General features: G+C 73.6%; 19 protein-coding genes. 9 read left to right on the top strand and 10 right to left on the bottom strand.

Features of this window, described 5'->3' with window-relative positions; translation table 11 throughout:
* Positions 1-63 precede the first annotated feature (63 nt).
* The 3 genes from ACLU3S_RS26810 to ACLU3S_RS26820 all read right to left on the bottom strand — a co-directional run bounded on the left by ACLU3S_RS26810 (position 64) and on the right by ACLU3S_RS26820 (position 2,315).
* On the bottom strand, positions 64-777 hold the full coding sequence (locus tag ACLU3S_RS26810; RefSeq protein WP_413954518.1) for an LPXTG cell wall anchor domain-containing protein: 714 nt from the start codon (positions 775-777) through the stop codon (positions 64-66).
* 170 nt (positions 778-947) lie between these two features.
* Entirely contained in the window at positions 948-1,514 is a 567-nt protein-coding gene (locus tag ACLU3S_RS26815; protein WP_413954519.1) for an ATP-binding protein, read from the bottom strand.
* Positions 1,515-1,928: 414 nt separating this feature from the next.
* The gene (locus ACLU3S_RS26820; RefSeq protein ID WP_413954520.1) at positions 1,929-2,315 is read right to left on the bottom strand and encodes an STAS domain-containing protein; all 387 of its coding nucleotides are present in this window, start codon (positions 2,313-2,315) and stop codon (positions 1,929-1,931) included.
* 246 nt (positions 2,316-2,561) lie between these two features.
* Between ACLU3S_RS26820 and ACLU3S_RS26825 the strand changes: the two genes are divergently transcribed.
* The gene (locus ACLU3S_RS26825) at positions 2,562-3,458 is read left to right on the top strand and encodes an RNA polymerase sigma factor SigF (protein ID WP_413954521.1); all 897 of its coding nucleotides are present in this window, start codon (positions 2,562-2,564) and stop codon (positions 3,456-3,458) included.
* Positions 3,459-3,689: 231 nt separating this feature from the next.
* Positions 3,690-5,216 carry an RICIN domain-containing protein gene (locus tag ACLU3S_RS26830; protein WP_413954522.1) on the top strand — a complete coding sequence of 509 codons (1,527 nt, stop codon included), beginning with the start codon at positions 3,690-3,692 and terminating at the stop codon, positions 5,214-5,216.
* 156 nt (positions 5,217-5,372) lie between these two features.
* Here ACLU3S_RS26830 and hutI read toward each other — a convergent pair whose 3' ends face one another.
* The 4 genes from hutI to hutU form a co-directional block, all read right to left on the bottom strand.
* On the bottom strand, positions 5,373-6,584 hold the full coding sequence (gene hutI, locus ACLU3S_RS26835; protein WP_413954523.1) for an imidazolonepropionase: 1,212 nt from the start codon (positions 6,582-6,584) through the stop codon (positions 5,373-5,375).
* Positions 6,585-6,610: 26 nt separating this feature from the next.
* On the bottom strand, positions 6,611-7,948 hold the full coding sequence (locus tag ACLU3S_RS26840) for a formimidoylglutamate deiminase (protein ID WP_413954524.1): 1,338 nt from the start codon (positions 7,946-7,948) through the stop codon (positions 6,611-6,613).
* On the bottom strand, positions 7,945-9,147 hold the full coding sequence (locus ACLU3S_RS26845) for an allantoate amidohydrolase (RefSeq protein WP_413954536.1): 1,203 nt from the start codon (positions 9,145-9,147) through the stop codon (positions 7,945-7,947). Before ACLU3S_RS26845 ends, ACLU3S_RS26840 begins: the two co-directional genes overlap by 4 nt.
* 140 nt (positions 9,148-9,287) lie before the next feature.
* Positions 9,288-10,952: a urocanate hydratase gene (gene hutU / locus ACLU3S_RS26850; RefSeq protein WP_413954525.1), complete on the bottom strand. Its 1,665-nt coding sequence runs from the start codon at positions 10,950-10,952 to the stop codon at positions 9,288-9,290.
* Between the two features lie 137 nt (positions 10,953-11,089).
* On the opposite strand from hutU, the gene ACLU3S_RS26855 reads away from it, so the two are divergent.
* The 5 genes from ACLU3S_RS26855 to ACLU3S_RS26875 all read left to right on the top strand — a co-directional run bounded on the left by ACLU3S_RS26855 (position 11,090) and on the right by ACLU3S_RS26875 (position 14,744).
* Positions 11,090-12,475: a diaminopimelate decarboxylase gene (locus ACLU3S_RS26855; RefSeq protein ID WP_413954526.1), complete on the top strand. Its 1,386-nt coding sequence runs from the start codon at positions 11,090-11,092 to the stop codon at positions 12,473-12,475.
* 180 nt (positions 12,476-12,655) lie between these two features.
* Entirely contained in the window at positions 12,656-13,039 is a 384-nt protein-coding gene (locus ACLU3S_RS26860; protein ID WP_413954527.1) for a hypothetical protein, read from the top strand.
* On the top strand, positions 13,036-13,842 hold the full coding sequence (locus ACLU3S_RS26865; protein ID WP_413954528.1) for a transcriptional regulator: 807 nt from the start codon (positions 13,036-13,038) through the stop codon (positions 13,840-13,842). Before ACLU3S_RS26860 ends, ACLU3S_RS26865 begins: the two co-directional genes overlap by 4 nt.
* Positions 13,843-13,870: 28 nt before the next feature.
* On the top strand, positions 13,871-14,359 hold the full coding sequence (locus ACLU3S_RS26870; protein WP_413954529.1) for a roadblock/LC7 domain-containing protein: 489 nt from the start codon (positions 13,871-13,873) through the stop codon (positions 14,357-14,359).
* Between the two features lie 10 nt (positions 14,360-14,369).
* Positions 14,370-14,744 (top strand): hypothetical protein, encoded by a 375-nt coding sequence (locus ACLU3S_RS26875; RefSeq protein WP_413954530.1) that lies wholly within the window; start codon positions 14,370-14,372, stop codon positions 14,742-14,744.
* Between the two features lie 15 nt (positions 14,745-14,759).
* Here ACLU3S_RS26875 and ACLU3S_RS26880 read toward each other — a convergent pair whose 3' ends face one another.
* On the bottom strand, positions 14,760-15,344 hold the full coding sequence (locus ACLU3S_RS26880) for a hypothetical protein (protein ID WP_413954531.1): 585 nt from the start codon (positions 15,342-15,344) through the stop codon (positions 14,760-14,762).
* A gap of 105 nt (positions 15,345-15,449) precedes the next feature.
* Complete coding sequence (locus tag ACLU3S_RS26885; protein WP_413954532.1) at positions 15,450-16,292, bottom strand: MurR/RpiR family transcriptional regulator; 843 nt, start codon at positions 16,290-16,292, stop codon at positions 15,450-15,452.
* Between the two features lie 173 nt (positions 16,293-16,465).
* On the opposite strand from ACLU3S_RS26885, the gene ACLU3S_RS26890 reads away from it, so the two are divergent.
* Positions 16,466-16,915, top strand: a complete 450-nt coding sequence (locus ACLU3S_RS26890; RefSeq protein WP_413954533.1) for a hypothetical protein — start codon at positions 16,466-16,468, stop codon at positions 16,913-16,915.
* A 353-nt stretch (positions 16,916-17,268) separates the two neighbouring features.
* Here the strand turns inward: ACLU3S_RS26890 and ACLU3S_RS26895 are convergent, their stop codons facing one another.
* Positions 17,269-18,660 carry a cystathionine beta-synthase gene (locus ACLU3S_RS26895; protein ID WP_413954534.1) on the bottom strand — a complete coding sequence of 464 codons (1,392 nt, stop codon included), beginning with the start codon at positions 18,658-18,660 and terminating at the stop codon, positions 17,269-17,271.
* A 159-nt stretch (positions 18,661-18,819) separates the two neighbouring features.
* On the opposite strand from ACLU3S_RS26895, the gene ACLU3S_RS26900 reads away from it, so the two are divergent.
* Positions 18,820-19,724, top strand: a 905-nt coding sequence (locus ACLU3S_RS26900; protein WP_413954535.1) for an SGNH/GDSL hydrolase family protein, incomplete at its 3' end; no start/stop codon positions are given.

Here is a 19,724-nt window from a genome sequence, read left to right on the forward strand (position 1 = left end):
GGGGTCGGGGCGGGACGGCGACCGTAGGAGGGGGTCAGCAGCGGGCCGTCCGGACGCGTCAGGTCAGCCGGAAGGCGCCCGCCACGCCGGGTCAGCCAGAGGGTGCCCGCCGCGCCGGGTCAGCCAGAGGGTGCCCGCCGCGCCGGCGAGGAGGACCGTGCCGCCGAGTGTGCCGAGGGCGACGGCGGAGTCGTCGGGGCCGGTCTGCGGGAGCTGCCCGGCCGTCGAGGGCGTCGACGGGGAGGAGCCGGTCGGCGATCCGCCGGCCGCGGTCACGTCCAGCGTCAGGGACGGACCCGGCTTGTTGGTCGGCGAGCAGGTCGTCGTCGTGCCGAGCGCCTTGATGGTGAGGGTGCCCGGCGTGAAGGTGACCCTGCCGGTCTTTTTCGGGGTGTAGGTCCCGCTCAAGTCGCTGATTTTGATGGGGGTGTTGGCGGGTATCGCCGCCGCGTTCGGCGGGCCGCTCACCGGGAGCGTGCCCCGGTCGGCGCCGCCGAGCACGATGGTCGCGCTCGGGCTCATCGCGCCCTTGCCCAGCTCCACCGGGCTGGAGGAGACGCCCTTCTGCCAGGACATGGTGATCCGGTAGCCGCTGCCGCTCCTGGCGCCGGTGATGGCGATGGGCGAGACGGCGCTCTTGACGCCGATCGGCGTCTGGCAGCGGTAGTCGACGTCGACGACGTCCGCGTGGGCCGCCGGGGCGGCGGCCAGCAGCAGTGCCGAGCCGGCGAGGGCCGTGGCGGACGCGAGCGCGGCGGTTCGTTTCGGGTACGACACGGTCGGTCCACCCCATTCATTCCCGGCGAGGTTACTGACGGTGCATCAGATTCGGCCGTCAAGGTACGCCCGGGGCCGTGAGGAGGGAAGACGCGGCACAGGCCGGAGTTGTGGCGATCCGGCGTGCGCGAAGAGGTGCCGCAGTGGAGGCCGGGGCCCGGGTACCGGCGTCAGGCCGGCGCGCCCAGCTCGGCCCACACGGTCTTGCCGGGGCGGCCCGGCGCGCGGACCACGCCCCAGTCCAGGCACAGCCGCTGCACGATGAACATGCCGTGCCCGCCGGGACGGCCGGCGCGGTGCGGGGTGCGCGGGGCCGGCTGGCCGGTGCCGCGGTCGGAGACCTCCAGCCGGATCACCTTGTTGTCACAGGCGAGGACGAGCTCGTCGGGGCCCTCGGCGTGCAGGCAGGCGTTGGTGACCAGTTCGGAGACGACGAGCAGCACGTCCTCGGCGGCGGCCCGCTGGTCGGCGCCGGCCGCGGGCAGCCAGCCCCATGCGTACAGCGCCTGGCGGGTGAAGTCGCGGGCGAGCGGGACGACGCCGCTCTCGCCCTGCAGGCCGAGCCTGCGGACCTGCCGAACCGGTGCCGTCCGGGTGTCGCCCTCGGACCCGGTGGGCGCGGACGGCGCCGCCGCCCCGGCGGTCGCGCCGTCCGGCGCATCCCCCTCGGACACCCCGGAAGCGCCGCTCGGCTCCGGGCCGCGGTCGCCCGGCGAGTAGGGCCGGGTGGTGCTCATCAGCGCTTCACCTCACCGATTCACCAGTTCACGATTCACTAGTTCACGATCCACCAGTCCGGCACCGCTCGGCGCCGGCCGGTCCGTCCGTCGAGCATCCCGTCCGTCCCGGCATCCGCACATCCGTTCCGCCCGCAGTCGTCCCAGTCGTCATCCGTCCGGCGCCGCTGCCGTCCGCCCGTCGTACGCGCCCGCCGTCCTTGCGGACCCCTGCCGCTCCGTGGTCGTCGCGGGTACGGGCCCGTTGCGTCCTGGTGGGCGGGCCGGCGATCCGGTGGGCCACCGGCCGTCAGCATGACTCCTGCCCGAGCGATGCCCCGGAACACCCCCGTCTTACGCGGGACCGGCGGGCGACACCCTGGGGGCGCCGGCATGCCGGTCGGGCCCGCGGAGCCGTAAGCGGCGGGTGCGGGCTCAGCCGGAGCTGCCGCTCTCCTCCGCCAGGGCCGCCTCCACCGAGTCGTGGACGGTGAAGACCGCCTCCGCCCCGGTGATCTCGAACACGCGGGCGACAACGGGCAGCATCCCCGCCAGATGGACCCCGCCACCGGCGGCTTCCGCCTTCAAGCGCGCTCCGAGCAGGACGTTCAGCCCTGTGGAGTCGCAGAACTCCAGGCGCGAGCAGTCCACGACGAGCCGCGAGAAGCCCTTGGCCAGGAGGTCGTCGAGGGGCTCCCGCAACAGATCGGCGGTGTGGTGATCGAGTTCACCCGCCGGTGTCACAACGGCGCTGGAGCCTTCTTCCCGCACCTCCACCAGAAGCCGGCCCGACTGTGCGCTGCCGACCGTCCCGTGGTCCATGCCGTCTCTCTCCCGAGGTCGTGGCCGCTGATGCCCTCGAACATTACGCCTTCGATGCGCACTCCGACACCTGAACAACTTCACATAATCAGACATAGACGAACAGAACGCACTTGCGATCGGTTCGGGAAAGCCGATAGGGCTAGTAAGGACACGTATCCCTACACGCCGGCTTTGGAGGCGCCGCACACCGCAGTGCACGTACTGGCTTCGGCAGCCTTATGCCGAGAACGATGGAGGACACCCATGTCACCCCGGCTCGACGCCTCGCACACCCCGACCGCGACGTCGACTCCCCCACCGGACCAACTGGACCATCCCATCGATCTCCTCGACCCCTTCGAGGGGCTCCCGGAGATCCCCCCGTACGACGAGGTCGGCCCCGTCGACGCGCGGGCCCTGTCCAAGACCCTCTTCGAACGCCTCGAGGTGCTGGAGGAAGGCACGCACGAGTACTCGTACGTGCGCAACACGCTCGTCGAGCTCAACCTCGCCCTCGTCAAGTTCGCCGCCTCCCGCTTCCGCTCCCGCAGCGAGCCGATGGAGGACATCATCCAGGTCGGCACCATCGGCCTGATCAAGGCGATCGACCGCTTCGAACTCTCCCGCGGCGTCGAGTTCCCCACCTTTGCGATGCCGACCATCATCGGCGAGATCAAGCGGTTCTTCCGCGACACCTCCTGGTCCGTGCGCGTGCCGCGCCGCCTGCAGGAGCTGCGCCTCGACCTGGCCAAGGCAGGGGACGAGCTGGCCCAGCAGCTGGACCGGGCGCCGACGGTCGCGGAGCTCGCGGAGCGGCTCGGCATCTCCGACGACCAGGTCGTCGAGGGCATGGCCGCCTCGAACGCCTACACGGCCTCGTCGCTGGACGCCCAGCCCGAGGAGGACGAGACCGAGGGCGCGCTCGCGGACCGCATCGGCTACGAGGACCACGGGATCGAGGGCATCGAGTACATCGAGTCCCTCAAGCCCCTCATCGCCGCGCTCCCGCCGCGCGACCGGAAGATCCTCTCCCTGCGGTTCGTGGCGAACATGACCCAGTCGGAGATCGGCGAGGAGCTCGGCATCTCCCAGATGCACGTGTCCCGGCTGCTGTCCCGCACGCTGGTACGGCTCCGCAAGGGGCTGACGGTCGAGGAGTGACCCTGGGGCGACCGGCCTCCGGGTGGCCACGGGAAGCGGTCCGGCCCACGGCGCCGGGCCGCTTCGGCGTTCCCGCCGCTGTGCCCACTGCACCGGTTCGGGAGTACCCGGCGTCCCAACCGTTACTCGGTTACCCACGGAAACCTCTTTCCAGGGCCGCCTCCCTCCACCACTATGGGGCCCCCGAACTGGCCGGTAAGTAGCTTGCCCACAGGGGACGGAGGGTGCTGGATGTCTCAGGGGGACGGTGACGGAGTCGAGCCCGGCGCCGGCCACGAGGACGCGCCGGACGCACGGCTGACGGAGCTGCTGCGCTCGTCCACTCCGACGGCGTACCCCGCGCTGCAGGAACTGCGCCGGCGGCACCAGCCGGCGGTGCTCGCCTACGCCCGGCTGTGCGCCGCGACCGAGTCCGCCGCGCGTCGGCTGGCGGCCGAGACCGTCACCGCGGCGGCCCGCGAGACCGCCCGCGGCGTCGAGCCGGGCGTCCCGCTCCGCCACCATCTGCTGTTGCTCACCGCGCGGACCGCGGCCGGCTGGGCCGCCGACGAGCGGTCCGCGGGCGTCGACCCCGGCCTGCTGCTCGTCCTGAACGCCTCCGGTCTGCCCGACGGCCCGACCCCGCCGCTGCTGCCGGCGTTCCAGTCGCTGCCGTCCCGCGTCCAGGGCCTGATCTGGTACGGCGTCCTGGAGGAGGAGCCGCCCGAGCGCATCGCGGCCTACCTGGGCCTGAGCCGCGCGGACGTCGCCCACGACACCCCGCAGGCCCTCAAGGCCCTCTCCCAGGCCTGCCTCCAGCACCGGCTGGCCGCCTCCGAGGACCCGCGCTGCGCCGACTTCCGGCGGCTGATCCAGGAGGCGGTACGACCGGACGGCCCGCGCCACAGCGCCGACCTGGACGCCCACATGACCCGGTGTCCGCACTGCACGGCCGCCTTCGAGGACCTGCGGGCCCTGCGGGACGCGCCGCGGCAGACGCTGGCGGAGGGCCTGCTGCCGTGGAACGGCACGGCGTACATCCGCCGGGCCGGGCGACCCGCGCCGCACCCGCCCGCCACCGCGGCGGACCGGCCGCCTCGGGGCCGGGTCCTGCTGGCCTCCGCGGCCCTGGGCGTGGCCCTGGTCCCGCTCCTGGTGTTCCTGCTCACCCCGGCGCACGGCTCCGACCAGAAGCCGGCGGCGGCCACACCCAAGCCTCCGGCGGTGACGGTGACCGCGACGGTCTCGCTCACCCCCTCGCCCACGGCCTCCCCCTCGTCGTCGGCCACGTCCCCCTCGCCGACGCCGACGTCGCACCGCTCGAGCACACCCCCGCCGCAGCGGCACACCTCCGCTCCCCCGCCGCCGTCGCCCCCGGGCACCGCACCCGCGCAGGTGGTGAACCTCGCCACCGGCCGCTGCCTGGACGTCCGCTACGGCGACTTCGACAAGGGCAACGACGTCGTCACCGCGCGCTGCTCGTCCTCCGACACCCAGCGCTGGCGCTACGACCCGCGCCTGCGCGTGCTGCGCTCGGCGGCCGACGACGACTTCTGCCTGGACAGCCGGGGCTCGGTGGACCGGGGTGTGGGCATCTGGGCCTGCGACTCGGTCTACGGCGACAACGGCGACAACCTCCGCTTCACCGTCGACCCCGACGGCACGATCCGCCCGGACATCGCCATCGAGACGGCGGTGACCCCGGACGGGTACCAGGGGGTGGCGCTGAAGCCACTGGACGGCGGCGAGGAGCAGCGGTGGCGGGCCGGGGCCCCCTGAACGACCGGGCCGGGAGCCCCTGACGCCGCTCTGCTCGGCGCCACGCGGACGCCACTCCGCTCAAGCCACGCGCCCACCCCGCTCAAGCCACGCGGACGCCACCCCGCTCGGGCCACGCGCACGCCCCCGCGCCGGACCTGCGGACGCCCACCCCGCTCAGGCCACCCGGACGCCCCCGCGCCACACCCCGCTGACCAGCGGAACGCCCGGCCGGTAGGCCAGGTGGACGTGGCTGGGGGCGTCCAGGAGGATCAGGTCGGCGCGGGCCCCGGGGGTGAGGCGGCCGATGTCGGTGCGGCGCAGGGCGGCGGCGCCGCCCGCCGTGGCCGACCAGACCGCCTCGTCCGGGGTCATCCGCATGTCGCGCACCGCGAGGGCGATGCAGAACGGCACGGACGAGGTGAAGGACGAACCCGGGTTGCAGTCCGTGGACAGCGCGACCGTCACACCCGCGTCGAGCAGGCGGCGGGCGTCGGGCCACTCGGCGCGGGTGGAGAACTCGGCGCCGGGCAGCAGGGTGGCGACCGTGTCGCTGTTCGCGAGGGCGTCGACGTCGGCGTCCGTGAGGTGGGTGCAGTGGTCGGCGCTCGCCGCGTCCAGTTCGACGGCCAGCTGCACGCCGGGACCATAGGAGAGCTGGTTGGCGTGGACGCGCGGGTGCAGGCCCTTGGCCCTGCCGGCCGTGAGGATCGCGCGGGCCTGGTCGCCGTCGAAGGCGCCCTTCTCGCAGAACACGTCGATCCAGCGGGCGTGCGGCGCGCAGGCGTCCAGCATCTCGCCGGTGACCAGGGCGACATAGGCCGCCGGGTCGTCGGCGTGGTCGGGCGGGACGACGTGCGCGCCGAGGTACGTCACCTCGTCGGTGTGCCGGGCCGCGATGCGCAGGGCGCGCGACTCGTCCTCGACGGTCAGGCCGTAGCCCGACTTGGTCTCGAACGTCGTGGTGCCCTGGCGGAGGGCCTCGTCGAGGTAACGGGTGAGGTTCGCCTCAAGTTCCGCGTCGCTCGCGGCCCGGGTGGCCGCGACCGTGGTGCGGATGCCGCCCGCCGTGTAGGAGCGGCCGGACATGCGGGCGTTGAACTCCTGCGTGCGGTCGCCCGCGAACACCAGGTGCGAGTGGGAGTCCACGAAGCCCGGCAGCACCGCCCGGCCGTCCGCGTCGACCCGGTTGTCAGTGGCGGGTGCTTTGCTGGATTCACCGATCCACGCGATGCGGTCGCCGTCGATGACGACGGCCGCGTCCTGGATCAGACCGAGGGGGGATCCTCCCCCACTCTCGAACTTGCTCGAGCGGGGGGACCCCCATCCGAGGGAGGGGTCGTTGGTGGCCAGCGTGGCGATGTTCGTGATGACGGTGCTGCTGCTCATGGTGTCCTCGTGGGGGGCGATGGGGTTCAGCCGCGGAGGGCTTCGACGGCGGCCGACAGCGCCTGCGGCACGTCGGGTACGAGCGTGTGCGCGCCGTCGCGCACGACGTGCCGCCCGCCGACGACCGTGTGCCGTACGTCCGCCGCGCTCGCCGCGAATACGGCCGTCTCGGCGCCCAGCCGGGGCGCCGGTCCCGCTGTCCTGACCGAGTCCAGGGCGATCGTCGTCAGGTCGGCGAGGGCGCCGGCCTCGATGGTGCCGGCCTCGCCCCAGCCGAGGGCGGCGTGGCCGTCGGCGGTGGCGGCCCGCAGCAGCGCCGGGGCCGTCCAGTGGCCCCGGGTGCGGGTGCGCAGCCGCTCGTCCAGCTCCATCGCGCGCGCCTCTTCGAGCAGGTCGATGACGGCGTGGCTGTCGGAGCCGAGGGACAAGGGGGAACCGGCCCGCTGCAGCGCGACGGCCGGGCCGATGCCGTCGGCCAGGTCGCGTTCGGTGGTCGGGCACATGCAGGTGCCGGTGCCCGAGCCGCCGAGCAGCGCGATGTCCTCGTCGGTGAGGTGGGTGTTGTGCACCCCGGTGGTGCGCGGCCCGAGCACCCCGTGGTCGGCGAGCAGCCGGGTGGGGGTGCGGCCGTGCGCGGCGAGGCAGGCGTCGTTCTCGGCGGTCTGCTCCGACAGGTGCACGTGCAGCGGGGCCCGCCGCTCCTCGGCCCAGGCCGCCACGGTCCCCAACTGCCCTGCGGGCACGGCCCGCACGGAGTGAATCGCCGCCCCGATCCGCGCGTGATCCCGCTCCTTGAGAACTGCACAGCGTGCGGCCCAGGCCTCCGCGCTGCCGTCGGAGAACCGCGCCTGGTGGGCGTCGGGCGGCCGGCCGAAGCCGGAGGAGAGATAGCAGGTGTCGAGGAGGGTGATCCGGATGCCGGCCTCGGCGGCGGCCGCGATCAGCGCCTCGCCCATGGCGTTGGGGTCGGCGTAGCGGGTGCCGCCGGGGGCGTGGTGCACGTAGTGGAACTCGCCGACGCACGTGATGCCGGCCAGGGCCATCTCGGCGTACACCGCGCGGGCGAGGGCGTGGTAGCTCTCCGGGGTGAGCCGGTCGGCGACGGAGTACATCACCTCGCGCCAGGTCCAGAAGGTCCCGGAGCCGACCTGGACGGTGCCGCGCAGCGCCCGGTGGAAGGCGTGGCTGTGGGTGTTCGCCAAGCCGGGCAGCGTGAGCCCGCGCAGTACCTCGGCGCCGGGGGGCGGGGTGGGCGTGCCGGTGCGGACGGCGCCGATCCGGCCGTCCGCGACGTCGACCACGACGCCCGGTTCGACGTGCGTGCCGAGCCAGGCGTGCTCCAGCCAGTAGGTCGCCCTGGTCACCTGCAGGCCAGTCCTTCCAGTACGTCGGCGAGTGCGTGCACCCCGGCCACGCAGTCGTCCTCGGCCGCGGACTCGGCCGGGGAGTGCGAGACGCCGGTGGGGTTGCGTACGAACAGCATGGCGGTCGGGACGCTTCCGGAGAGGATCCCGGCGTCGTGTCCCGCGCCGGTGCCGAGGACGGGCACCTTCAGGCCGGTGTCCCGGCCCAGGATGCGGCCGAGTTCGTCGCGCAGCGCGTGGTCGAACTCGACGACCGGGGTGAAGGACTCCCGGACGATGTCCAGGCCGACGCCGTGCGCGTCCGCGTACTCCCGGGCCGCCTTCTCGATGCCGCCGAGAACCGTGTCCAGGGTCGCCTGGTCGGCGGCCCGGGAGTCGAGCCAGCCGCGCACCAGCGAGGGGATCGCGTTGACGCCGTTCGGCTCGACGGAGATCTTGCCGAAGGTGGCGACGGCACCGGCGAGCCGGGCCTCGCGGCGGGCGGCGAGCACCGTCTCGGCGTACGGCAGCATCGGGTCGCGGCGGTCGACCAGCCGGGTGGTGCCGGCGTGGTTGGCCTCGCCGTGGAAGTCGAACCGCCACCGCCCGTGCGGCCAGATGGCACTGGCGATGCCCACCGGGTCGCCGGACAGGTCCAGCGCGCGGCCCTGCTCGACGTGCAGCTCGACGAAGGCGCCGATCCGGGCGAGGCGTTCGGGGTCGGGCCCGATGCCCTCGGGGTCGTAACCCGCCGCCTCCATGGCCTGCGGGAGCGTGATCCCGTTCCCGTCGGTCAGCCGGCGGGCCTGCTCGGCCGTCAGATGCCCGGCGGTGAGCCGGGACCCGACACAGGCGAGCCCGAACCGGGCGCCCTCCTCGTCACCGAAGTTGACGATGGCGAGCGGCTTGGTGAGGTGCACGCCCCTGCCACGCAGCTCGTCCAGCGCGGCGAAGGAGGACACGACCCCGAGGGGCCCGTCGAAGGCGCCCCCGTCCGGCACGGAGTCCAGGTGCGAGCCGGTGACCACGGCGTCTCCGGCGGCCGGATCCCCCAGCCAGGCCCACTGGTTGCCGTTCCGGTCGACCTCGTAGGCCAGCCCGCGCGCCTCGGCCTGCTCCTTGAACCAGGCCCGGCACTCGGCATCGGCGCCGGTCCAGGCGTAACGCCGGTACCCGCCGGAGCCGGGGTGCCGGCCGACGGGGAGCAGCTCGCGCCACATCTCGTGGAAGGAGCGGCCATGGGCAGGCCGCGGGCTGTCGTCCCCTGCTGCGGAGCGGTGGGCGGGCGCGGCCGCATCGGCGGGCGGCGCCGTGGGACCCGCCTGCGCCGCGGAGTTGCCGCGCCCGCTCTCGCTGACGGTCACGCCTCGTCACCCTCGCGCATCGGCACCCGCACACCGCGCTCCTCGGCCACGGACTCCGCGATGTCGTACCCCGCGTCCACGTGCCGGATGACCCCCATACCGGGGTCGTTGGTGAGCACGCGCCGGATCTTCTCCCCGCCCAGCTTCGTGCCGTCGGCCACGGTCACCTGCCCGGCGTGGATGGAGCGGCCCATGCCCACGCCGCCGCCGTGGTGGATGGACACCCACGAGGCGCCGGAGGCCACGTTGACCATGGCGTTCAGCAGCGGCCAGTCGGCGATGGCGTCGGAGCCGTCGAGCATGGCCTCGGTCTCGCGGTAGGGGGAGGCCACGGAGCCGCAGTCGAGGTGGTCACGGCCGATGACGATCGGCGCGGACAGCTCGCCGCTCGCCACCATGTCGTTGAAGCGCTCGCCGGCCTTGTCGCGCTCGCCGTAGCCGAGCCAGCAGATGCGCGCGGGCAGGCCCTGGAAGTGGACGCGCTCGCCGGCCATCTTGATCCAGCGGGCCAGGGACTCGTTCTCCGGGAACAGGTCGAGGATCGCCCGGTCGGTTCTGGCGATGTCGGCCGGGTCGCCGGACAGGGCCGCCCAGCGGAAGGGGCCCTTGCCCTCGCAGAACAGCGGGCGGATGTAGGCGGGGACGAAGCCGGGGAAGGCGAACGCCCGGTCGTATCCGGCGAGCTGGGCCTCGCCGCGGATGGAGTTGCCGTAGTCGAAGACCTCGGCGCCCGCGTCCTGGAAGCCCACCATGGCCTCGACGTGCTTCGCCATGGACTCACGCGCGCGCGTGGTGAAGCCGGCCGGGTCCTTGGCGGCGGCGTCGGCCATGTCCTCGAAGGCGATGCCGGTCGGCAGGTAGGACAGCGGGTCGTGGGCGGAGGTCTGGTCGGTGACGATGTCGATGGGGGCGTTCATGGCGAGCAGCTGCGGGACCAGCTCGGCCGCGTTGCCGAGGACGCCGATGGACAGCGGGCGGCGGGCGTCGCGCGCCTCGGTGGCCAGCCGGAGCGCGTGGTCCAGGGAGTCGGCCCTGACGTCGAGGTAGCGGTGCTCGATGCGGCGGTCGATGGCGCGCGGGTCGCAGTCGATGCAGATCGCGACGCCGTCGTTCATCGTCACGGCCAGGGGCTGGGCGCCGCCCATGCCGCCGAGGCCGGCGGTGAGGGTGATGGTGCCCGCGAGGGTCCCGTTGAACTTCTTCGCGGCGACGGCGGCGAAGGTCTCGTAGGTGCCCTGGAGGATGCCCTGGGTGCCGATGTAGATCCAGGAGCCGGCGGTCATCTGGCCGTACATGGTCAGGCCGAGGGCCTCCAGGCGGCGGAACTCCTCCCAGTTGGCCCAGTCGCCCACCAGGTTGGAGTTGGCGATGAGGACGCGCGGGGCCCACTCGTGGGTCTGCATGACGCCGACCGGGCGGCCGGACTGGACCAGCATGGTCTCGTCCTGCTTGAGGGTCCTCAGGGTGCGGACCATCGCGTCGAAGGAGCGCCAGTCACGGGCGGCCTTGCCGGTGCCGCCGTAGACGACGAGCTTGTCGGGGTGCTCGGCGACCTCGGGGTCGAGGTTGTTCTGCAGCATGCGCAGGGCGGCCTCCTGCTGCCAGCCCAGGGCGCTCAGTTCCGTGCCGCGCGGTGCTCGTACGGGGCGGGGTCCCGACATCGTCTGCCTCCTGCTGTTGCCACGTCTATTCACATCCTGTCCGTCTGAATAGAACTAGTCAATACGTGGGGGTGACCCCGTCCGCGCGCCGGCGGTGTTTGGCTGGAATCAGGACGGCCGACCGGAGGGAGGACGAGGTGGAGGACGTGGTGGACCACGGCACCGGCGGCGAGGCCGGGGAGCGCGCCACCCGGCGGGACGAGGCGGTGCGGGCCGCCGTGGAGCAGGGGCTGCTGGGGCCGGACGCGGCCGTGGTGGGCCTGCTCGACGTCATCGGCATCCGGAAGGCGGCGGCGGACCTGCGGGCCGCGTTCGACGCGGTGCTGCCGCCGGGCACCCCGGTGCTGCACGCGTTCGCCGTGAAGGCGACCCCGCTGGCGCCGGTGCTGCGGCTGCTGCACGAGGAGGGCATCGGCGCCGAGGTGGCCAGCCCGGGCGAGCTGGCGCTGGCGCGGGCGGCCGGCGTGCCGGCGTCCCGCACGGTGCTGGACTCCCCCGCCAAGACCCCGGCCGAGCTGCGCGAGGCGCTGGCGCTGGGCATCGCGGTGAACGCCGACAACCCGCAGGAGCTGGAGCGCCTGGACGCGCTCGTCCGCGCCGCACCCACCCGCTCCCCGCTCGGCATCCGGGTGAATCCGCAGGTCGGCGGCGGCACCATCGGGGCGACCTCCACCGCGACCGAGACCTCGAAGTTCGGGGTGGCCCTGCGCGACGAGGGGGCCCGGGAGTGGGTCGTCCAGGCGTACGCGGACCGGCCGTGGCTGACCCGGCTGCACGCGCACACCGGCTCGCAGGGCATCCCGCTGGCACTGATGGCGCGGGGCGTGGCGGAGACGTACGCGCTCGCGGAGGAGATCAACGCGCGGGTCGGGCGGCGGCAGATCGACACGCTCGACATCGGCGGCGGGCTGCCGGTGAACTTCGCCGCGGAGGCCACGGCGCCGACGCACGCCGACTACGCGCGCGTGCTGGCCGAGGCGGTGCCCGGGCTGTGCGACGGACGGTACGGGCTGGTGACCGAGTTCGGGCGGTCGCTGCTGGCCAAGCACGGCACGGTGGTGGCGCGGGTGGAGTACACCAAGCAGGCGGGCGGGCGGCGGATCGCGGTGACGCACGCGGGCGTGCAGGTGGCGACGCGCACGGTGTACGCGCCGGGGGCGTGGCCGCTCAGGCTCGCCGCGTACGACGCCAAGGGGCGGCCCAAGCCGGGGCCCGCGGTGGTGCAGGACGTGGCCGGGCCGGCCTGCTTCTCGGGCGACCTGCTCGCCGAGGGGCGCGCGCTGCCGCTGCTGGAGCAGGGCGACTACGCGGCGGCGCTGGACACCGGGGCGTACTACTTCGCCCACCACTACGCCTACAACTCCCTGGCCCGGCCCGGGATCTACGGCTTCGCGCCGGACGGTGCGGGGGGCATGGCCTTCGCGACCGTGCGGGAGCCGCAGACCGTCGCCGAGGTGGTCGCGGAGTCCGGAGGGGCGCACGCCTTCGCACTCACCACCCTGCGAGCGCACGGGAGCCGTTGACACACCCCGGCGACCTCTCGAACAAATAGGTCAACGGCCCTGAAACACGCCTCAGTTGGCCAACAATAGTACGCCGGACGCATGTTCCACCGGAAAATGCCAAAGGCCTCACCTCCCGCGCACACGTTGCGTAGTGTCGCCGTCACTCAGCCGGAGTTCCAGGCGGGAGGGGGAGCCACGGTGCCCGGAATCGACGAGTGCCTGCTGGAAGCGATGCGATTGCCCGGTGCCCGGGGAGCCGCGCTGGTGGACTGGACGAGCGGACTGGCCCTCGGCACGGTGGGCGACGCGCCCGGCGGCGATCACGAGACGACCGCCGCCGAGGCCGCCGAACTGGCCCGGATGGCCGCCGAGCACGGCACGTTCGCCGCGCACGGGGAGGATTCCCCGCCGGTGGAGGACGTGATCATCAGCAACGGGGACAGCTACCACCTGCTGCGCTTCGTGGACACGTCCTTCGACAGCAGCGTCTTCCTGCACCTGTGGCTGGGCCGCGAGGAGGGCAACCTCGCGCTCGCCCGGATCCGGCTCGGCGAGATGGCCGCCCGGCTGGTGCTGGGATGACCGTGGTCGGGACACCCCCGCCGCTGCCGGTCCGGGACAAGGCGGCCCCCCGCGCCCTGTCCCCGATGCTGACCCGGCTGGCCGAGGAGCGGGCCACCGGCATCCTGGTCCGCGAGCACGGCACGCTGCATCTCGCCCGGGGCCGGGTGGTGCACGCCGAGAGCCCCCTCGCCCCAGGCCTGGACGTGCTCCTCACCACCCACGGCACCCTGGCCGCCACCGCCTGGCAGCGGGCCGCCGCCGCGAGCTCCGGCCCGCTGCACGCGGCCGAACTCCTGCTGGACCTCGGCCTGCTGCCCGCGGGCGCGTTGGAACTGTGCCACCTGGACGCGCTGTACGACGCCGGGTACTTCGCGCTGGCGCCGAGCAGCACCCCGGGCCGGTTCCGCTACGACGGCACGCCCCGCACGGGTCCGCTGCCCTCGGTGCCGGTGGTCGCGCTCGAACGCGAGACGCTGCGCCGCCGTCTGCAGCTGCACCGGCTGTGGCCCGACCCGGCCGCCGACAGCGCCCCGCTGATCCGCCCGGACCCGCCCGGCGTCCCGGCCCGGCCGGTCACGCCCCGGCAGCGCGCGGTCCTGGACCGCGTGGACGGCGTCCGCACGGCCACCGACATCGCCCGGAACCTGGGCCGGCAGGCGTTCCACACGCTGGTCGACGTGCGGCGGCTCACGGCGGCCGGACACGTCGCGCCGGTGACGCCCCGGGTGCCCGCGCAACCCGTTCTGCCGCCCACACCCCCGGTCACCGACCCCGACATCGCGCTGCTGAAGAGGCTCAGGGATGCACTGGAGGCGCTTTGAACGGCACCGCCCCGAGAGGAGAGAGCTGATGGTGTCCGAAGAGGACCTTCAGGCCGTCCTGGACGAGCTGCACCGGCTGCGCACCCGGGTGCCGCAGCTCACCGGCGCGCTCGCGGCCGGCGTCGACGGCCTCGTCGTCGCCCACGACACACCCGGAGTCGACCCGGAGGGCCTCTCGGCGCTGACCGCGGCCGCCCTGGGCGTCGCCGTGCGGGTCTGCGACGCCACCGGCAACGGCGCCTTCCGCGAGCTGCTCGTGCGCGGCGAACACGGCTACGTCGCCACCTACGCGGCCGGCCGCACCGCCGTGCTGACGCTGCTCGCCCAGGACCGCGTCAACGTCGGCCGGCTGCACCTGGAGGGCCGCCGCTCCGGCGCCCGCATCGGTGAGCTGCTCGACGCCGCCGAGGCCGCCGCGGCACGGACCGTACGCCCGGCCACCCGCACCACACCCGCACGTTCCCGCACCGCGCGCACACCGCGCACCACCACCACACGCACCACGACCGAAAGTTGAGAGGACCACCATGGCCAACACCGAAACCGCTCTGAAAGAGGCCCTCACCTCCATCGAGGGCACCACGGGCGTCGCGCTCGTCGACTACACCAGCGGGATGGCGCTGGGCACGATGGGCGGCAGCAAGAGCTTCGACCTGAACGTGGCCGCGGCCGGCAACACCGACGTGATCCGCGCCAAGATGCGCACGATGGAGATGCTGGGCCTCAAGGGCGAGATCGAGGACATCCTCATCACCCTCTCGGACCAGTACCACCTGGTCCGCCTGCTCAAGAGCCGCGGCGGCAACGGGCTGTTCCTCTACCTGGTCCTGGACCAGTCCCGGGCCAACCTGGCGATGGCCCGGCACCAGCTGAGGAAGATCGAGGAGGAGCTGGAGGTCTAGCCGCCCCCGACCCGCTCACACGAGGGCCGCGGTACGGCGGCGGGCCCCGCCCGGGGCCGCGTCGCCGGCCGCGATGCCCGTACCGCGCAGCCCCCGCACGGCCTTGCCGGCCGGGCGTCCGCCGCGCTTGTCGAGCCAGTCGACGCGCACCCACAGCAGAGTCTCGGCCGCCCGCTCGCGCCGCCCGAGCCAGGCGGCCTTCAGCCGCAGACCGGTGCCGCACCCGGCCAGCAGCAGCCCGCCGGCCACCGGCACGGCGAAGGCGGTGCCGACCGCGACGGCCCAGGCCAGCAGCAGCCACCAGCGGTGACCGCGACGCCAGTTGCGCACGGTCACCGCGCGGTCCTGGAGCACGTCGTACTTGCCCGCGCGTGCCGCACCGCGGGCGAGGGCGGCGTAGCGGCCCCGGCGCGCCAGCGCCACGACCGCGGCACCGACGACGAAGAGCGCCGCCCCGGCCAGCACCCCGATCCGGCGGCCCGTCAGCCCCTGCGGCACGGCTCCGATCGCCGCCGCGACCACCCCCAGCCACCACAGTGGGGCGGCCCCCGCTCGTACCACGACGGCCACCCGGGCCAGCCCCTGTCCTCCGCGCGCCACGTCAACCTCCCGTGTCACGTGTTCACAAAGCGCCTGCGTTCGCTCACAAACTATTCGCTCACAAACTAAGGGCAGAACGTGAGACGAATCTGAGAGCGCGCGGGCTCACTCGACGAAGAGGCCCCGCGCGGCGGCCTTCGCGTCGAACTCCTCCAGCCGGGCCTGCGCGTCCGGTACGTCGTCGCAGACCGCCTCCAGCAGCACCCGGCCCAGCAGCATCGGCGCGCACGCGGTGTCGAAGGCGAGCCCGGTGCCGACGGCGGCGGGCAGCAGCAGGTCGGAGTGCTTGGCGACCGGCGCGAACGCGGAGTCGGCGACCGTGACGACGGTCAGGCCCAGGTCCTTGGCGTAGGCGAGGGTGTCGACGACCTCGCGCGGATGCCGGGGCAGCGCGAAGCACAGCAGCGCGGTGGCGCCGGCGCGGACGGCCGCGTCGATGCGGTCGTGGATCATCGTGCCGCCCTCGTTGAGCAGCCGGACGTCGGGATGGACCTTGGCGGCGAAGTAGGCGAAGCCGTAGGCCTGGGAGGCGGCGGCGCGCAGGCCGAGCACCGGCAGCGGGCGGGAGGCGGCGAGGATCCGGCCGGCCTCCTGCACCGGGCGCGGGTCGGCGAGTAGCTCCGCGAGGTGCCTCAGGTTCTCGATCTCGGCCTCGACGGCCAGCTGGTACTCGTTGTACGACCCGTTCTCCGGGGGCGGTTCGGCGGGCGCGACCTCGCGCAGGTGCTTGCGCAGGGCGGGGTAGCCGTCGAAGCCGAGGGCGACCGCGAACCGGGTCACCGACGGCTGGCTGACTCCGGCCAGTTCGGCCAGCTCCACGCTGGACAGGAAGGGCACGTCGGCGGCGCGGCGCACCATGCAGTGCGCGATGCGGCGCTGGGTCGGCGTGAGCCGGCGGCCCTCGAAGAGCGCCTGCAACCGGTTCGCCGGACTGTCGGCCACGCTCATGACGTACTCCCCCTCCATATCTCCTCGACGCCCCGGGAGAGTACAGCGCCGAGGCACGGACGCACACGGCCAGTCTATTCAGTAAACATTTCTCTGCATACTGCTATACAGGCTGGTCGAGAGGGGGGCTAGCACCAGTGCGGCCGGGACCACCGCTCCCTAGCCTGATCGCCATGACGACACTCGACCCGCGGGACGTCGACCTCAGGAAGGACCCGGACCTGAGGAAGGATCTCGACGCGACGGTGCGGGCACGCAGGGAACTGGGCGACGACTACGACGCCGCGCTGGTCGACTCCTTCCTGGAGAAGGTGGAGCAGCGCATCGACGACGCGGTGGACCGCCGTGTGCGCCGGCACCTGGCCGAGCAGCAGATGACGGCCGCGCGCGGCGTCCGGCGGCCCAGGCCGGCCGACTCCTGGGGCGAGCGCATGGGCTTCGCCATCGTGTCCCTGGTGCTGGCGGTCCCGCTGTCCGCGATCGGCGGCAGCCTCGCGGGCATGCCGGGGATCGTCGCCTGCTGGTGCGGCATCGTCGGCGTCAACGTCGCCCAGGCCGCGCGCGCCAACCCGGAGCTCTTCGCGGGTCGGCGCGGCAGGGGCCGGTCCGACCGGGACGACTGAGAAGGAGACGTGCGCGGGGACCGCCGCACCCCCGTTGCCGGGGGGCGGGACGACGGCGGTCCCCGCGGGGGACGCGGGCCGGGTCAGGGCCTGGCATCTCGCGTCCGTGGCGTCCATGGAGGTCCGGGAGCCGCTCCGGAGGTTCCTTGGCGCCGTTCGGCGCCGGCCCGGGTGGGGAGCCTCCCCCCGTGCTGAACGCCTGGGAGGTCTCTCCGTCACCCTGCCGACACCCACCACTGTGCCGGAGGCGTGTTAAGCGGGTGCTGCGCGCACGTGACACCCTCGTACCGCGTGCGCGAACGCCGTCCGCGCCCCAAGTCCCCCGAGGTCGCGGACGGTTCACCGGCCGTTCGCTACTTGTTGCCGCCCTTGGCGAGGAACGCGAGCAGGTCCTGCCGGCTGACCACGCCGGTCGGCTTGCCCTCGACCAGGACGATCGCCGCGTCCGCCGCGCCCAGCACCGACATCAGGTCGCCGACCGGCTCACCCGAGCCCACCTGCGGCAGCGGGGCCGACATGTGCTTCTCCAGCGGGTCGTCGAGGGAGGCGCGCTTGGAGAACAGGGCGTCCAGCAACTCCCGTTCCACGACCGAGCCGACGACCTCGGCGGCCATCACGTCCGGGTGACCGGCGCCCGGCTTGACGACCGGCATCTGCGAGACGCCGTACTCGCGCAGCACCTCGATGGCCTGGCCGACGGTCTCCTCCGGGTGCATGTGCACCAGGGACGGGATGGTGCCGCCGGCCTTGTCGTGCAGGACGTCGGCGACGCGGGCGCTGGGGCCCTCGTCCTCCAGGAAGCCGTAGTCGGCCATCCACTCGTCGTTGAAGATCTTGCTGAGGTAGCCGCGGCCGCTGTCCGGGAGCAGCACGACCACGACGTCGTCCGGGCCGAGCCGCTCGGCCACGCGCAGCGCGGCGACGACGGCCATGCCGCAGGAGCCGCCCACCAGCAGGCCCTCCTCCTTGGCCAGGCGGCGGGTCATCTGGAAGGAGTCCTTGTCGGAGACTGCGACGATCTCGTCCGCGACGGTGCGGTCGTAGGCGGTCGGCCAGAAGTCCTCGCCGACGCCCTCGACCAGGTACGGCCGCCCGGAGCCGCCGGAGTACACCGAGCCCTCGGGGTCGGCGCCGACGACCTTCACCCTGCCGTCGCTGACGTCCTTCAGATAGCGGCCGGTGCCGGAGATGGTGCCGCCGGTGCCGACGCCCGCCACGAAGTGGGTGATCCTGCCCTCGGTCTGCTCCCACAGCTCCGGGCCGGTCGAGTGGTAGTGCGACAGCGGGTTGTTGGGGTTGGAGTACTGGTCGGGCTTCCAGGCGCCCGGGGTCTCACGCACCAGCCGGTCGGAGACGTTGTAGTAGGAGTCCGGGTGCTCGGGCGCCACGGCGGTCGGGCAGACGACCACTTCCGCGCCGTACGCGCGCAGCACGTTGATCTTGTCGGTGCTCACCTTGTCGGGGCACACGAAGATGCACTTGTAGCCCTTCTGCTGGGCCACGATGGCCAGCCCCACCCCGGTGTTCCCACTGGTCGGCTCGACGATGGTGCCGCCCGGCTTCAGTTCCCCGCTCTGCTCGGCGGCCTCGATCATGCGCAGGGCGATGCGGTCCTTCACGGAGCCGCCCGGGTTGAAGTACTCCACCTTGGCCAGGACGGTGGCCTGGATGCCCTGGGTCACGCTGTTGAGCCGCACCAGCGGGGTGTTGCCGACGAGGCTGATCATCGAGTCGTGGAATTGCACCGTTGTCTCCGGTCGCTGCACAAAAAGTGGTCGTAGTGGTGCGGCCAGCCTAAGGCCAGCGGTGTGGCGCGAGCCGCCGTTCACTCCCCGTGGAGATTGGCGCACGCCCTGTACGGGGCAAGGAGTGGATGTACGGCTACGAGGAGGTGGCGGCGGCGCATGACACGCATGTCGAGGGCGAGAGTGGCCCGGCGCATCGCGGCCGGAGCGGCGTACGGCGGTGGCGGGGTCGGGCTGATCGGTGCGGCTGCCGTCGGGCTGCTGCTGGCGGAGGTGCGGCTGGCACGGCGCCATGTGGGCAACGGCGGCGGCGGGCGGGTGCCGACGGCCGACGGCGTCTACGGGCACGCGTACGACATCCCCGGCGAGCCGCCCCTCCGGCTGGTCATGCTCGGCGACTCCACGGCGGCCGGGCAGGGCGTGCACCGCTCGGGTCAGACGCCGGGCGCGCTGCTGGCGTCGGGTCTGGCGGCGGTGGCGGAACGCCCGGTGGAGCTGCGCACCGTGGCGGTGCCGGGCGCCCAGTCCGACGACCTGGACCGGCAGGTGGCGCTGGTGCTGTCCGCCGCCGCTCCCGTCCCCGGCATCTGCGTGATCATGATTGGCGCGAACGACGTGACGCACCGGATGCCGCCGACCCGTTCGGTACGGCACCTGTCGGCGGCGGTACGGCGGCTGCGCACGGCCGGTGCGGAGGTGGTGGTCGGCACCTGTCCCGACCTCGGCACGATCGAGCCGGTGCAGCAGCCGCTGCGCTGGCTGGCCCGGCGGGCCTCGCGGCAGCTGGCGGCGGCGCAGACGATCGGGGTGGTCGAGCAGGGCGGGCGCACGGTGTCGCTGGGCGATCTGCTGGGCCCGGAGTTCGAGGCGAATCCGCGGGAGCTGTTCGGGCCGGACAACTACCACCCCTCGGCGGAGGGGTACGCGACCGCGGCGATGGCCGTCCTGCCCACGGTGTGCGCGGCGCTGGGCCTGTGGCCGGCGGAGGAGGAGCGGCCGGACGTGTCGCGGCGCGAGGGCTTCCTGCCGGTGGCCCGGGCCGCCGCGGAGGCGGCGTCCGAGGC

The sequence above is a fragment of the Streptomyces sp. AF1A genome (genome assembly GCF_047340315.1).
GTDB lineage: Bacteria > Actinomycetota > Actinomycetes > Streptomycetales > Streptomycetaceae > Streptomyces.